Raw genomic sequence first — 14,444 nt, 5'->3', positions numbered from 1 at the left:
TGTTTACGTCAAGTAGACAGGCTTTTTTGTTTGTTTTAAACCGAAGCCTCAAACTCTTTTTTGAAGGTTGTCTCTCTATAAGATAAAAAGGTATTTTTTGGGTTTAATTAACATTCTCAAGCCTGCTTAAAAAGCCATTTTGTGCTAAATTTACGCTTCAATAAATTTTTTAGATGAGAAAAAAATCCTTTTTCATTTTGTTGGCTATTGGAAATATGCTGACAATTGAAGCACAAGAAAACAAGCAAAATATGAATCCGTTTTTTCAGCCGTATAGTACGCCATACGAAGTACCTCCTTTTGATAAGATTAAAAATGAACATTTCAAACCGGCTATTTTAGAAGGAATAAAAAGGCACGAAGCCGAAATTAATGCTATTGCAAACAATACGGCTGCTCCCACTTTTGAAAATACCATATTGGCTATGGAAAATGCAGGAGAACTATTAGCGAATGTGAACATCGTATTCTCTAACCTGAACGGAGCCAATACAAACGAGGAAATGCAAAAAATAGCCAAAGAGGTTTCTCCAAATCTCGCGGCTCATAGCGATAATATTTACCTGAATGAAAAATTGTTTGCCAGAGTAAAGGCAATCTGGGATAAAAAAGAATCTTTAGGATTGAATCCCGAACAGGCAAAAATTCTTGAAAACCTGCATAAGGCATTTGTTAGAAGTGGAGCGAATTTAGCCACTGCCGATAAAGAAAAGCTTCGTAAGATAAACGCAGAACTTTCGATGACCTCTTTAAAATACGGACAAAATATATTGGCCGAAACTAACAAATATGAGCTGGTAATCACAGATAAAAAAGATTTGGCCGGACTGCCTCAGGAATTGATAAATACGGCGGCAGACGACGCAAAGGCAAAGGGCAAGGAAGGGAACTGGGTTTTTACGCTTTCTAATTCCAGTGTGATGCCATTCCTTCAATACAGTTCGAACAGAAAGTTACGTGAGGAAATCTGGAATGCCTACCAAACACGTGGTAACCATGATGATGCACTGGATAATAAAGAAAACGCAATCAAGTTGGCCAATCTTCGGGGAGAAAAGGCAAGATTGTTAGGCTATAAATCTCATGCAGCCTATGTACTGGAAGAATCGATGGCCAAAAACCCTGAAAATGTAGCAAAACTTTTGAATGATTTATGGAAACCTGCTTTGGCGATTGCTAAGACAGAAGCGTCAGATATTCAAAAGATGATGGATAAGGATGGAGTTAAAGATAAAGTAAAGCCTTACGACTGGAGATATTACACCGAAAAAATCAGAAAGCAGCGTTTTGATTTGGATGAGCAGGAACTGAAACCTTATTTTAGTCTTGATAACACCAGAAATGGTATTTTTCAGGTGACCGAAAAATTATACGGTTTAAAATTCAAGCAACTGAACGATGTGCCAAAATACCATGATGAGGTTACGGTTTGGGAAGTTACAGAAGCAGACGGAACGCATGTGGGAATTCTGTATATGGATTTCTTTCCAAGAGCTTCGAAAAGAGGCGGTGCCTGGATGACATCCTACAGAAGCCAGAAAACGGTTAACGGACAAAGGAAAGCTCCGGTGATTTCTATTGTATGTAATTTTACAAAACCAACAGGCGATACGCCGGCCTTGTTGACTTTTGATGAGGTTACTACTTTTTTCCACGAATTTGGGCATGCGTTACACGGGTTACTTTCGAATGTTACCTATAAAAGCCTTGCCGGTACAAGCGTGCCAAGAGATTTTGTTGAGTTGCCATCACAAATTATGGAAAACTGGGCTGCCGAGCCTGAAGTTTTAAAAATGTATGCAAAGCATTATAAGACAGGAGAAGTTATTCCGGATGCGCTGATTCAGAAATTACAGAAGTCAGGAACTTTTGACCAGGGATTTGCCACAGTAGAATATCTTGCGGCTTCTTTCCTGGATATGGATTACCATACACAAACAGCCGCAATCCAGTTGGATGCCAATTCGTTTGAGAAAAATTCCATGAAGAAAATCGGACTAATCGATGCGATTATTCCAAGATACAGAAGTACGTATTTCAGCCATATTTTTTCAGGAGGTTATTCTTCGGGTTATTACAGCTATATCTGGTCGGGAGTTTTGGATACGGATGCTTTTGAAGCCTTTAAGACGACCAATCTTTTCAATCCGGAAAAGGCAAAATTATTCCGAAAAAATGTACTTGAAAAAGGAGGAACCGAAGACCCGATGGTTTTGTATAAGCGATTCCGTGGAGCCGAACCAAGTGTGGAGCCGCTGTTAAGAAAACGCGGACTTGATAAAAAAGAAGAACCTGCTAAAAAGATTAGAGGTTAATACAAAGAAAAAGCCCTTGAACAACAAGGGCTTTTTCTTTATCCGTGATAGACTCGTGAAGCGATAATCTTTTCGTTTTTTACTTCCAGGACTTCTGCTACCAGCATATCGTCTTCTCCATCGACTGTTCTTATGTATTCCATAAAAACACGGTCGTTGTTGGCTGTTAGAGAAGTAACCTTATAATGCAAAGAAGGCAGACGCTCAAAAGCATCTTTCCACCATTCGCGAAGAGCCTGTTTTCCGGTCACGTATCCGTTGGTTTCAGGCTTCCTGATTTTTAACTTCGGACTGAAATGTTTTGCTTCGTCGTCATACAGGTCTAAAAGTTTTTCAAGTTGGTGTGAGTTGAACGCATCAAACCATTTAAATGCGATAGATTGCAATATTTCAGGTGTCATAGTGTTTTTAATAGAGGAACAAAGCTACAAAAACAAAAAGTCCCAAACTTGATTTTGGGACTTTGATGCATTATATATTTTTCAAATTGATAATTTCCTGTTCTGTCAGGAATCTCCAATTTCCTCTGGGTAGGTTTTTCTTGGTAAGTCCGGCAAATACGACACGGTCAATTCTAAGAACATCATAACCCAGGTGTTCGAAAATATGGCGTACTACTTTTACATTGGCTGTGCGTAGTTTTAGTCCGATTTCGCTTTTTGGTTCGTCGTCAATATAGCTGATTTCCTCAACATTGACACGATGGTTTTCTATCATCATGCCTTTTCCGATTTTTTCCAAATCCTCAAACTTCAGGTTTTTATCTAAGGATACCTGATAGATTTTTGACGATTTTTGATTCGGAATTGTGAATTTACGAATCATGTCTGTATCGTTGGTAAACAATAGCAGGCCTGTTGTGTTTTTATCCATGCGGCCTACAGGCGACAAGACAGATTTTGTAGCACCTCTAACCAGTTCCGAAACATTTCTGTGTTCAAAACCTTCGTCTAAAGAGGTTGTGAAGTTTTTCGGCTTGTTTAGGAGGATGTATTCTTTCTTTTCCGGAGTTAGTAAGGCACCGTCAAAATTTACTACATCAGTAGCTTTGACAAGATATCCCATTTCGGTAACGGTAACTCCGTTTACCTTTACGTTTCCGGATTTTATGTAGATATCAGCATCGCGACGCGAACATACTCCGGAATTGGAGATGTATTTGTTTAAGCGCATTTCATCTGATGCTTTCTGTCTTTTTGGAGCCTGATTTGGTTTCTTATCCGTTTTTTCACTCGCTGAATCAGCAGCTTTAAAAGAAGCAGGCTTATTTTTTTTAGGTCCCTGGGCTCTTTTTGGCAATGGCGGTTTTGATTTTCCAAAACTGCTTTTTCCTCCTGTTCGGTTTGAGGCATTGCGTCTGTTGCCTCCTTCATTCTTGTTCATTCGCGTCTAAATTTGTGCAAAGATAGCGAATTGGAGGCTTTAAAAGCCCATAGAAGTGAAAGTTAGCGAAAATTGATAGCCAAAAGTATTTTCTTTCCGTGCCATAGTACGGCCGGCTCGATTAATACGATGCAAAAAACGCCTGCTACAATAATGAATTTTAATAGATTGTGGAGCTTTAAGAACTCATTGCGGGTATTTGATTTCCAAAGTTTCAACAGAAAAAAAATCAGCGCCATGAGGCAGAGATAGAAATAAATAACCATATAGCCTACTTCGTAAACATCTACTAAAATATAGACGGGAATAATGGTTAGCAGGGTGAGTACGGTAATGGCTTTTTTTGATACGGATTCACCATACACTACGGGAATAGTTTTGTAATCGCTTACAAAATCGCCTTTCATGTTTTCGAGGTCCTTAACCATTTCCCGAATCAGGATTAGTAAGAACAGGAAACTTGCGTGGCTGAATATGATTCCTATTTTCTGCCAGTCATATTCCTGATATTGTCCTTTGAAGAAATACAAAAGAATTCCGAAGAACGGAAAGATAGCCAATAGTGAGGCGGTAAGATTTCCAATTATAGGATATTTTTTCAGCTTATGGGAATAGAACCAGATCAGGAAAATATAAGACGAATAGAAAATGCTGACTCTCCATGAAACGAAATAGGCAAGGAATACCGCCAGGAAGTTTAATCCGAAATAGACATATAGCTTGGTTTTCTGACTTACCAATCTGTCCAGCATGGATTTGTTAGGCCTGTTAATTAAATCTTTCTGTGCATCATAAAAGTTATTGATGATATAGCCTGAAGCAATACAGAAACTGGAAACCAGAACAAGGATAAAGAGGTTAAAATCCAGAATAACATCTAAGGCTCTTGTGTTTTCCGGAGCCAATATAAATATAGCTGAAAGATACTGGGCAAGAACAATGACAGGAATATTATAGCCGCGTACTACAGAAAACAAACTGATAATTTTCATTACTAGAAGTTTGTTTTTTCTGCTTAACATTTCAGGTGCGCTATTTAAGTTTAAGGTAAAAAATACTATGCCATATCCTGACGGCTTGTTTGTTTTTGCTGCTTGATTGGGAGTTTTGGTTAAAACTGATAGACTACTTCTAATTTATAATCTTTCAGTGCTTCTTTTGCTTTTTCATAATCGTGCGTAAATCCAAGGATATAGCCGCCTCCGCCTGAACCGCATAATTTCAGGTAGTAGTCATTTGAATCCAATCCTTTTTGCCAGATTCCGTGGAATTGCTCCGGAATCATTGGCTTGAAATTGTTCAGGACAACTTTGGAAAGCTTTTTTGTATTGGAAAGCAATGATTTGATATCACCATGAAGGAAATCATCAATGCTGGCATCAGTGTATTTTACGAACTGGTTTTTCACCATAGCCCTAAAGCCTTTGTCTTTCAGGCTTTCCATGAAAATGCTTACCATTGGAGCAGTTTCTTTTACCATTCCGGAATCCAATAAAAATACGGCTCCTTTTCCTTCCAGACTTTGGGTAGGAATTCCGGTAGCTTCAATATTGTCGTGTGAATTGATTAATATAGGAATGCTCAAATAGCTGTTTAACGGGTCCAGTCCGGAGCTCGTACCATGGAAAAAAGATTCCATTTTTGAGAAAATCTGCTTCAGTTTCAGCAGCTTTTCACGTGTCAGGTTTTCCAGAACCGTGATTTTGTTTTCGGCATACTGGTCATAAACGGCAGCAACTAAAGCACCGCTGCTTCCAATTCCGTAACCTTGTGGAATACTGGAATCAAAATACATTCCGGCTTCAACATTGCGCTTTAGCAGTTCAATATTAAATGTCACCAATTCCGGATTTTCCTGCTGCATGGTCTCAAGATAAGCCACGAAGCGTTTCAGGCTGGCATTGGATTTTTGGGCTTCATCCGAAAGATTGTTATCTACTTTCAGTCCGCCATTGAAAAAATTATAGGGAATGGACAAACCCCGGGAACCTTTGTTAATCGCGTGTTCACCGAAGAGTAATATTTTGGAGTAAAATAATGGTCCTTTCATGTCTGCTCTTGAATTTTGTTAAAATTACAATTTTTTTGCGCCAAATCCAATTTCATCGCAAATATATTGCGAGTTTTGGCAAAAGCCAACTAATTCATTCTTAATTAATTCTAAAACTTCTTCTCTAACGTTTTCGGGATACAGAATATGGACATTGGCTCCTGCATCTAACGTAAAACAAACCGGAATATTGGTTTCATTTCTAAATTTCCAGATACGGTTTATGATTTCCAGCGTATTAGGTTTCATTAGTATATAATACGGCATAGAAGTCAGCATCATCGCATGCAAGGTTAAGGCCTCACTTTCTACTATCCGGATGAATTCCTGCAAATCGCCGGATTCCAATAGTGTTTTTATTTTAGACAGGTTTATATGTGCCTGCTCAAATCGTTTTTCGGCATAAGGATGATTGTGCATCAGGTCATGCCCAACCGTGCTTGACACCTGTTTTTCACCTTTGTCAACTAATAATATAGTATCCTGATAGTTTTTAAAAATAGGATGGATATTGCGAGAGAACTCTACCCCAAATAAATCTGAACTTCCTTCGGTTTCTTCATGATTTCCCCAAATAACAATACTTCCTTTTACGCTTCGACAAGCGCTACCTGAACCTAATCTTGCCAGGAAAGAAGCTTTTTGATTGAAGTAATCTTCTGTCATTTCAGGATTCAATTCCTTTTCAATACTCATCAGGTTTACAGCAAGAGCTGCCATTCCCGATGCAGAAGAAGCAATTCCTGAACTATGGGGAAACGTATTTTCTGTATTGATAGTGAAATGATATTCTTTAAGAAACGGCAGGTAGGATTCAATTCTTTCGAAGAACTTCCGGATTTTAGGTTTGAAATCTTCTTTTGGTTTTCCTTCGAACAGCAGGTCAAATGAAAAATTTCCATCCGGCTCTCTTTTTTCAAAAGCCAGTGAAGTAATGGTTTTGCAATTGTTGAGCGTAAAACTTATGGATGGATTGGCAGGAATCTGGTTGTCCTTTTTCCCCCAATATTTTACCAGAGCAATATTGCTTGGCGCGCTCCATTTGAAATTTCCTTTTTCTATTGAACGGGTATATTCTGACGGAATAAAATCCTTTTCCGAAATCATAATTTATGAATTTGTGCAAAGATACTTTTTTTGCCCAAATCGAAGTCTGCATTAGGGCTAATCTGTGAAAATAACTAAATTTGTTAAAAAAGCAAAAATGAACAGATACACGCGAATTTTAGTTTTGACAGCAACCTGTCTCACAGTAGGTTATTTTTCAAGTCTGGTAACAAGACCGGCAGTAGAAAGCTGGTATCCTTTGATTGAAAAACCAGTTTTTAATCCGCCCAATTGGATTTTTGCTCCTGTCTGGACTATTCTTTACGTTATGATGGGAATTGCAGGCGGACTGGTTTGGCATGAAATTGATTCTCCCCGGAAAGAAGAAGTCAAAAAGGGGATGCTGTTTTTTGCTATCCAATTAGCATTAAATGCCTTGTGGTCGTATTTGTTCTTTGGGCTCAAAAATCCATTGCTTGCGTTGTTTGAAATTGTGCTGCTTTGGCTGATGATTTATGAAACCTATGCCAAGTTCGCCAAAATTAACCGGTTTGCAGGCTATCTGTTTATCCCGTATTTGTCTTGGGTAGGTTTTGCCATGGTGTTGAATGCCAGTATCTGGTGGCTGAACCAATAAAGGTTGTTTTACACTGCTATTGGCTAATAGAGTTTGCCACAATAAATCCGCTGGTCCAGGCATTTTGAAAATTAAATCCGCCGGTGATTGCATCAATATTGGTAATTTCTCCCGCAAAGAATAAATTGGGATGGATTTTGCTTTCCATTGTTTTGAAATTGATTTCTTTAAGGTCAATTCCTCCGGCTGTAACAAATTCTTCTTTAAAAGTACTTTTTCCATTGACCTGGAATTGTGCTTTTGTCAATTGATTGGCCAGATTCTGTAATTGGTTTTTGGATAAATCGGCCCATTTTGTCTCTTCATAAATTCCTGAAGCCAAAACCAGACTTTCCCATAAGCGGTTTGGAAAATCAAAAGGCGATTTTTTTGAGACTGCTTTTTTGGAATGTTCCAGTTTTAATTCTTTTAAAATAGATTCGGCTTCTTCAGTATCGACATCGTTAAGCCAATTGACAAAAATGGTGAACTGATAGTTTTTCTCAAATAAGATTCGTGCTCCCCAGGCTGATAGTTTTAAGATTGCCGGGCCGCTCATTCCCCAATGTGTTACGAGTAAGGGGCCTGTAGAAGTCAGTTTTGTATCTTTAACTTTTACGGAAACTTGTGCTGAAACGCCAGGCAGTTCTTTGATGCGTGGGTCTTTTATATTAAATGTAAAGAGGGATGGTACCGGACTTACAATAGTATGTCCAAATTCCTGAAGCATGTCCCACATTTTTGGATTGCTTCCGGTGGCCAGTACTAATTTTTCGCAGAAATACTGTTGGTTTTGGGTCTCGATTTTCCAAAAACTCCCTTCATCTGCATTTGATTTGTAGATAGATTGTACGCTTTGCCCTGTCAAGACCTGAATTCCTAATTTTTTTGTGGCAGCCGTAAAGCAGTCGATAATGGTTTGTGAGGAATTGGAAACGGGAAACATGCGGCCGTCATCTTCAATTTTTAATTCAACACCATGCTTTTCAAACCACTCAATGGTATCACCCGAACAAAATTGGTGAAACGGACCACGAAGTTCCTTTTCACCACGCGGATAAAACTTTACCAATTCATTCGGAACAAAACAGGCGTGTGTTACATTGCATCGTCCGCCACCGGAAATACGGACTTTTGTCAGGACTTCCTTGCCGCGTTCCAATATAGCGATTTTCAATTTCGGATTTTTCTCCGCACAGTTTATGGCTGTAAAAAAACCTCCGGCTCCTCCGCCAACGATGATTATGTCGAAATTAGTGCTCATATTTTTTCCGGGAAATCGGTAATGATTCCATCAACATTATACGTTTTTACTCTCTCAATATCCTCAATTTCATTAACTGTCCAGGTGTAGACTTTGAAACCCTGTTTTTGTGCCTGTTGTACGTTTTCTTCTGTCAGGAGGCTGAAATGGGGATGTATTGCTTTGGCAGAAAAAGCAGTGGCCCATTCCAAGGCTTGTGCTACGCTTGCCTGTGACAATACACCCAAATGTATTTTCGGATTGATGATGTGCATCATTTCGAGTTCTTCCCTTTGAAAGCTGGAAACAATAAAGTTTTCGCAGCTGTAGTCATTTTCAAGAATATACTTTTCAATAAGATGCGAAACGGGTTTTGCCGTATGACGGCCTTTTAGTTCAATATTGATAAGGCAGTTTTTACCGGCTAATTCAATCACTTCTTCTAAAGTGGGGACTTCAATATGTCCGTTAATACGCAATGCTTTTATTTCGGAAAGTGTCAACTCAGAAATGGCACCGGAACCATTAGTGGTACGGTCTGCCGTAAAATCATGGATAACGACCAGTTCGCCAGTCTTGCAGATATGGACATCCAATTCGATTCCGTCAGCATGCAGGTCGAAAGCTTTTTGGAATGAAGGAAGCGTGTTTTCAGGTTCATGGCCTTTGGCGCCGCGATGTCCGATATTGAGTATTTTTTTCAAGACTGACTTTTAATCGGTAAAAGTAAAGTTTTTGGATATGCCTGACAAAAGTTTAAGTCATTATAGGAAATTTTAAGTTATCTATATCCCATGCTTTGCGGCTCTGCGTCTTTGCGTGAAAATAATTGCTCGCAAAGACGCAGAGCCGCAAAGTTCATAAAGGAAATCTCGTGTCTTGTGCTGATTGGTAATAGCTTGCCTGTATCTAAAAAAAGAAATGCCCTGCGTGATACAGGGCATTTTATTATTTTTTCAGCAGTTCGTTGGTTCTGCGTATGGCTTCGGCATCTTTATAATCCAGCCAGGCTTGCCCTTTGCGTTTTCGCATCCAGTTGTCATAATGACGTATGACTGCAACGTTCGCCAAACCTTTGAGCAGGTTAGTTGGTCTTCCTGCCAATGAACGCAAACTTAACGAAAAGCCAGGCGTTAGGTATTTCATATAATGCCACCAACCTTCAGGCATATAAAGCATTTCACCATGCTGTAGATTGGTTATGTATGGCTTCACCATTTTAAGTGCCGGGAATTTTTCAAAATCGGGATTGTCAAAATCAATGTCTTCATTGCAAATCCAGGAATAAGGAAGTCTGTACATGTATTTCGTTTCTTTTGGGTCAACGAGAACGCATTGTTTTTTTCCTTCAAAATGGATATGGAAAATATTAGGGAAATCAATATCATAATGCATAAAGACTTTGGCGTCTTCGCCTCCAAAGAAAACTAAGGGAAGGCTTTTTATCAATCGAAGTCCTAACTGGGGCCATCTCATATCCGCTTTCAAAGAAGGCACATCTTTCATCAGATTGTATAGAAAAATACGCAAATCGGTTGGGCCTTTTTCCAGAATGTCGATATATTCCGACATGGTCATTTTGAAATCCGGCTCGTTTACTTTTTTAGTATAATCCGTTTTCCTGCTGTCATAAAGAGGAACTGTCTTATCGCCGGCTACTTCTCTGAGAAATTTGAAATTCCATTTGGAAAAAGCGGGCCAGTCTTCAATCTGATTTGTAATTACTACAGGTTTTTGAGGCTTATAATAGTTTTCGATAAACTCTTTCTTTGTAAGTCTTTCAACCCTTTCTATTTCTATATATTCAAAGGCCATGTTTAAAAATGCTAAGTTGTTTCTACGGAACCACTAAATTAGCATTTTTAAACATTCTAAATAATAATTATTACTTTTTTATTTAACCAAAATATAATATTGCCAAGGCTTGAAACTGAATTTCTGGTCTTTTGCCAATGTTATTTTCTCGCCGGTCATATAATTGGTAAATGTGCCTTCAACCGGAGCCGTGAATTGCTGGTCTTTTTTAGATAGGTTTCCAATAAAGAAAACTTTCTGATTTTCTTTTTCTCTTTCAAAAGCAAGAACATTCGTATCGTTTGAAGTTGCCAAACGTTTGAAAGAAGCCGCATTTTTACCGCCATTCAAGGCAATATTGTTGTTTTTTAATTCACCCAATTTTTCATAGATAGGGAACATTTTTGCCTTTGTTTTAGGGATTGAGTCTTTTTCGAAGAATTTCAATCGGTGTTTCAGGTCATATTCCTGACCTGTATAGATAAGCGGCATTCCCGGCATCAGGTAGGTTAGTGCCGTAAAAGCTTCTACGCCGTCACCCATTCTTTCATATTCGGTTCCGTTCCATGAATTTTCGTCATGATTTGAAGTGAAGTTCATGAAAAAATCATTCTTCTCATATTCTTTAGCAATTTTATCAAATACGTTATCCAGGTCTTTGACTGTTTTTGTGCCTTTGTTAATGTCGTTCATCACGTGGTGCGCTTCCCAGCCATATCCCATATCAAAAAGTCCATCTTTTAAAAGATAATTTTTGTTGGATTCCATCAGCATGAATACAGGTTTCACTTTTCGCAGTTCAGGAATTGCCTTTTGCCAGAATTCGGCAGGAACATTGTCTGCAACATCACAACGGAAACCGTCGATATTTTCTTCTTTTACCCAATATAACATTTCGTTTTCCATGGCTTTGTGAAGTTCCTTGTTGGCATAATTCAAATGAGCAACATCTGTCCAACCCCATGATTTCCCTGTTTCCGGATTAAGAGGGTCGGTTACTTCACCTTTTGCATTTTTATGGTAGTATTCCGGATGTTCCGTAATCCATTTATGGTCCCATCCGGTGTGGTTTGCTACCCAGTCAAGAATGACATACATACCATTTTCATGGGCTGTTTTTACCAGATTCCTGAAATCTTCTTTGGTTCCGTAATCCGGATTGATAGCCGTATAGTCTGATATGGCATAAGCACTTCCTAAGTATTTGGCCTTTTCTTTCGGGTCTTTAATGTCTTCTACAGAAAGTTCTCCGGTAGCTTTCCTGTTTTTCATCGAAATAGGATAGATAGGCATCAGCCAAATAATTTTTACACCCAATTTTTTCAATTCCGGAATGTCTTTCGTAAAAGCATTAAAAGTTCCTTCTGGTGAATATTGACGAATGTTGGCTTCATAAATAACCGCATTTTCTGCTGTTGCATCCGTTATCGGGGCAATAGTTTCTGTTTTTGCAGCGGTTGTTCCTTCTGTTTTTTTGTCGTCTTTGCAGCTGATAAAAGCCGCTAATGCTACAGCTAATAAGATTGTTTTTTTCATAGATTTCGTTTTTGTTCTCGCAAAGTCGCAGAGACGCAAAGATTATAAGTTGTTCACTATTCTTTTGATTCCGTTTTTGATTAAGGGTTCGTTAAAGTTGACCAGCAACCCCAATTTTAATCCTGTTATTTTTAGATAGGTCAATACTTGTTTTAAATGTACCTGCGCAATCTCTGCAACAGATTTTATTTCTATGAGTACTAAATTTTCTACAATTATATCTGCTCTGAAACCAATACTCATCGTTATGTCATTCCAGATTACGGGTAGTGATTTTTGTCTTTCAACTTTCAACCCCATTTCTGTAAGTTCATAAACTAGAATTGCTTCATAGACACTTTCTAAAAGACCAGGCCCTAATTTTGTGTGTATTTCGAAGCATAAATTAACTATGATTCGAGATAATTCGTTTTCTTTCATTTTGGCAGATATTAATTATTTATGGCGTTTATTCTTTATGCAGAGATATGCAATTTATGAAATTTTGTTCTTCCGCATTTGAAAGAGTCTTTCTTTCCTTCTGCAATACCCAAAAGCAACAAAGGGAAAAACTTTGCGTCTCTGCGCCTTTGCGAGATTAATTTATTTTAACTCCAATATCAGGACTGATTTTTCTTCTATACTTATATCTTCTTTTACATTAATAGATTTTCCTGTCAGCACATCTTTTCCTGACGTAAAGTCTTTGATGTTTTCCTGAAAACGTGCGGTCTTAAATGTTTTTGGCTGAGCAGCATTGTTGATGATTACCATCACGGTTTCATTGTCATTATATCTGAAATAAACATACACATTATCCTCCGGGATGTAATGTGTCATTTTACCGGAATGGATAACGGATTTCCCTTTTCTCCATTGGAATAATTTTGAAGAGAAGTCAAAAAACTTAGCTTGCTCTTCCGTTCTTCCGGCTTTGGTGAAAGCGTTGTTTTTATCACCTGTCCATCCACCCGGAAAATCCTGACGGATATCGGCATCTCCTTTTCCTTTGTCTCCCGCCATTCCGATTTCGGAACCATAATAGATTTGCGGAATTCCGCGCACGGTAGCGATTAACGCCATAGCCATCTGGTATTTCCTGAAATCGTTTTTGTAGATGTGGTTAAATCTTCCGGTATCGTGGTTTTCTACAAAAGTCAGAAGGTTGTTTACGTTAGGATATAAAAAATCATTGGCGAAATTATCGTATACCTTAATCATCCCATCATTCCACGTGGCTTTGTCTTCGTTGAAAACATTTCCAAAAGCATCGTGCAATGTAAAATCCATAACGCTTGGCAGGTAGGAGTTATAACTCTGTATGGCACTGATTGGACTGTCTTTTTGCCAATACGACATCTGAGCCTGGTCATGCATCCAGACTTCGCCTACAATGTTGAAATACGGATATTCGTCGGTGATGGCTTTCGTCCATTTTGCAATCCCGATTTTGTCATTATAAGAATAGGTGTCGACTCTAAATCCATCCAAATCAGCATATTCAATCCACCAGATAGCATTTTGTATCAGGTAATTCAAGACTAACGGATTGGATTGATTCAAATCGGGCATGGAAGGAACAAACCATCCGTCCATACAGTTTTTGGCATCAATAGCAGCAGCATTGGTGTCAAATTGTGTTGTCATTCTATAATTAGATTGCGAAAACCCTGGGAATTGGTGAATCCAATCATAGGTAGGCAGGTCTTTATACATCCAGTGTTCTGCACCCCAATGGTTGGTCACATAATCCTTGATGAGTTTCATGTTACGTTTTTTCAATTCTGCCGAAAGGCGAACATATTCTTCATTGGTTCCATAACGCGGGTCAATTTTGTACACATCAGACTGTCCGTAGGTATGGTACGAATGAACTTTATCGTTGTCCTCGCAAAGTGGTGTGCTCCAAATTGCTGTTACGCCTAATTCTTCCAAATAATCTAAGTGTTTTATGATTCCTTCGATATCTCCGCCATGACGACCTCCCGGAAGGCTGCGGTCTGCTTTTTCATTCAACGATTTATCGGTATCGTTGTTTGGATTACCATTGGCGAAACGGTCCGGCATGATAAGATAGATTAGGTCTGATGAATCAAAACTTTTTCGCTGAGCCGAATTTTTACGTCTAGCTTTCAGCGTATATTTTTTTGTAAAGGCTACCTTGTTTTTGTTTTTGAATGAAAAGACAAAATCAGAAGCAGGAATATTTTTTGTGTCGATTGTAATGAAAATGTAGTTAGGATTTTCAGTTTTTACCACGTTTTTGATAACCACATTGTTAGAAACGGAGGCTTCGTACTGTGCTATGTTTTTTCCGTAAAACATAATCTGAAGTTCAGGGTTATGCATTCCGGCGTACCAGAAAGGAGGCTCTATCTTATCAATTTGGGCGAAAGCCGAAACCGATAAAAGGAACACTAACAGGTTTATTTTTTTTGTAAAATTCATTGTTTAGTTTTTAAGAACCCTTTCAGAGCATTT

At 38.6% G+C, this 14,444-nt stretch carries 13 protein-coding genes; 2 read left to right on the top strand and 11 right to left on the bottom strand.

What is annotated here, in order from left to right:
• Positions 1 to 173: 173 nt before the first annotated feature.
• Entirely contained in the window at positions 174 to 2,315 is a 2,142-nt protein-coding gene (locus tag B0G92_RS00825; protein ID WP_101470752.1) for a M3 family metallopeptidase, read from the top strand.
• A gap of 38 nt (positions 2,316 to 2,353) precedes the next feature.
• Here B0G92_RS00825 and B0G92_RS00820 read toward each other — a convergent pair whose 3' ends face one another.
• The 5 genes from B0G92_RS00820 to B0G92_RS00800 all read right to left on the bottom strand — a co-directional run bounded on the left by B0G92_RS00820 (position 2,354) and on the right by B0G92_RS00800 (position 6,855).
• Positions 2,354 to 2,716: a nuclear transport factor 2 family protein gene (locus B0G92_RS00820; RefSeq protein ID WP_101470751.1), complete on the bottom strand. Its 363-nt coding sequence runs from the start codon at positions 2,714 to 2,716 to the stop codon at positions 2,354 to 2,356.
• Positions 2,717 to 2,786: 70 nt separating this feature from the next.
• Positions 2,787 to 3,698, bottom strand: a complete 912-nt coding sequence (locus B0G92_RS00815) for a pseudouridine synthase (RefSeq protein WP_101470750.1) — start codon at positions 3,696 to 3,698, stop codon at positions 2,787 to 2,789.
• Between the two features lie 62 nt (positions 3,699 to 3,760).
• Positions 3,761 to 4,720: a geranylgeranylglycerol-phosphate geranylgeranyltransferase gene (locus B0G92_RS00810; RefSeq protein WP_101470749.1), complete on the bottom strand. Its 960-nt coding sequence runs from the start codon at positions 4,718 to 4,720 to the stop codon at positions 3,761 to 3,763.
• A gap of 89 nt (positions 4,721 to 4,809) precedes the next feature.
• On the bottom strand, positions 4,810 to 5,748 hold the full coding sequence (locus B0G92_RS00805) for a mevalonate kinase family protein (protein WP_101470748.1): 939 nt from the start codon (positions 5,746 to 5,748) through the stop codon (positions 4,810 to 4,812).
• A gap of 24 nt (positions 5,749 to 5,772) precedes the next feature.
• Entirely contained in the window at positions 5,773 to 6,855 is a 1,083-nt protein-coding gene (locus B0G92_RS00800) for a diphosphomevalonate decarboxylase (RefSeq protein WP_101470747.1), read from the bottom strand.
• Between the two features lie 97 nt (positions 6,856 to 6,952).
• On the opposite strand from B0G92_RS00800, the gene B0G92_RS00795 reads away from it, so the two are divergent.
• Positions 6,953 to 7,432: a TspO/MBR family protein gene (locus B0G92_RS00795; protein WP_101471987.1), complete on the top strand. Its 480-nt coding sequence runs from the start codon at positions 6,953 to 6,955 to the stop codon at positions 7,430 to 7,432.
• Between the two features lie 16 nt (positions 7,433 to 7,448).
• Here B0G92_RS00795 and B0G92_RS00790 read toward each other — a convergent pair whose 3' ends face one another.
• From B0G92_RS00790 to B0G92_RS00765, 6 genes are all read right to left on the bottom strand, one after another.
• Positions 7,449 to 8,675, bottom strand: a complete 1,227-nt coding sequence (locus B0G92_RS00790; protein WP_101470746.1) for a BaiN/RdsA family NAD(P)/FAD-dependent oxidoreductase — start codon at positions 8,673 to 8,675, stop codon at positions 7,449 to 7,451.
• Positions 8,672 to 9,358: a glycerophosphodiester phosphodiesterase gene (locus B0G92_RS00785; RefSeq protein WP_245867648.1), complete on the bottom strand. Its 687-nt coding sequence runs from the start codon at positions 9,356 to 9,358 to the stop codon at positions 8,672 to 8,674. Before B0G92_RS00785 ends, B0G92_RS00790 begins: the two co-directional genes overlap by 4 nt.
• A 244-nt stretch (positions 9,359 to 9,602) precedes the next feature.
• On the bottom strand, positions 9,603 to 10,469 hold the full coding sequence (locus tag B0G92_RS00780; protein ID WP_056072108.1) for a cupin-like domain-containing protein: 867 nt from the start codon (positions 10,467 to 10,469) through the stop codon (positions 9,603 to 9,605).
• Between the two features lie 78 nt (positions 10,470 to 10,547).
• A complete protein-coding gene (locus tag B0G92_RS00775) occupies positions 10,548 to 11,984 on the bottom strand; it encodes an alpha-amylase family glycosyl hydrolase (protein WP_101470745.1) in 1,437 nt (478 codons plus the stop codon).
• Between the two features lie 42 nt (positions 11,985 to 12,026).
• Entirely contained in the window at positions 12,027 to 12,404 is a 378-nt protein-coding gene (locus tag B0G92_RS00770) for a GxxExxY protein (protein ID WP_101470744.1), read from the bottom strand.
• A 162-nt stretch (positions 12,405 to 12,566) separates the two neighbouring features.
• A complete protein-coding gene (locus tag B0G92_RS00765) occupies positions 12,567 to 14,411 on the bottom strand; it encodes a glycoside hydrolase family 13 protein (protein ID WP_101470743.1) in 1,845 nt (614 codons plus the stop codon).
• Positions 14,412 to 14,444 lie beyond the last annotated feature (33 nt).

Origin of the sequence: Flavobacterium lindanitolerans (assembly GCF_002846575.1) — a bacterium.
GTDB lineage: Bacteria > Bacteroidota > Bacteroidia > Flavobacteriales > Flavobacteriaceae > Flavobacterium > Flavobacterium lindanitolerans.
The sequence above is the reverse complement of the archived record's forward strand: the minus strand, read 5'-3'. Positions and strand labels throughout refer to the sequence as shown.

Bases quoted from the DNA above. Each gene is read 5' to 3' on its own strand.
- B0G92_RS00825 (WP_101470752.1), top strand. From the start codon at position 174: ATGAGAAAAAAATCCTTTTTCATTTTGTTGGCTATTGGAAATATGCTG.
- B0G92_RS00820 (WP_101470751.1), bottom strand. From the start codon at position 2,716: ATGACACCTGAAATATTGCAATCTATCGCATTTAAATGGTTTGATGCG.
- B0G92_RS00815 (WP_101470750.1), bottom strand. From the start codon at position 3,698: ATGAACAAGAATGAAGGAGGCAACAGACGCAATGCCTCAAACCGAACA.
- B0G92_RS00810 (WP_101470749.1), bottom strand. From the start codon at position 4,720: ATGTTAAGCAGAAAAAACAAACTTCTAGTAATGAAAATTATCAGTTTG.
- B0G92_RS00805 (WP_101470748.1), bottom strand. From the start codon at position 5,748: ATGAAAGGACCATTATTTTACTCCAAAATATTACTCTTCGGTGAACAC.
- B0G92_RS00800 (WP_101470747.1), bottom strand. From the start codon at position 6,855: ATGATTTCGGAAAAGGATTTTATTCCGTCAGAATATACCCGTTCAATA.
- B0G92_RS00795 (WP_101471987.1), top strand. From the start codon at position 6,953: ATGAACAGATACACGCGAATTTTAGTTTTGACAGCAACCTGTCTCACA.
- B0G92_RS00790 (WP_101470746.1), bottom strand. From the start codon at position 8,675: ATGAGCACTAATTTCGACATAATCATCGTTGGCGGAGGAGCCGGAGGT.
- B0G92_RS00780 (WP_056072108.1), bottom strand. From the start codon at position 10,469: ATGGCCTTTGAATATATAGAAATAGAAAGGGTTGAAAGACTTACAAAG.
- B0G92_RS00775 (WP_101470745.1), bottom strand. From the start codon at position 11,984: ATGAAAAAAACAATCTTATTAGCTGTAGCATTAGCGGCTTTTATCAGC.
- B0G92_RS00770 (WP_101470744.1), bottom strand. From the start codon at position 12,404: ATGAAAGAAAACGAATTATCTCGAATCATAGTTAATTTATGCTTCGAA.
- B0G92_RS00765 (WP_101470743.1), bottom strand. From the start codon at position 14,411: ATGAATTTTACAAAAAAAATAAACCTGTTAGTGTTCCTTTTATCGGTT.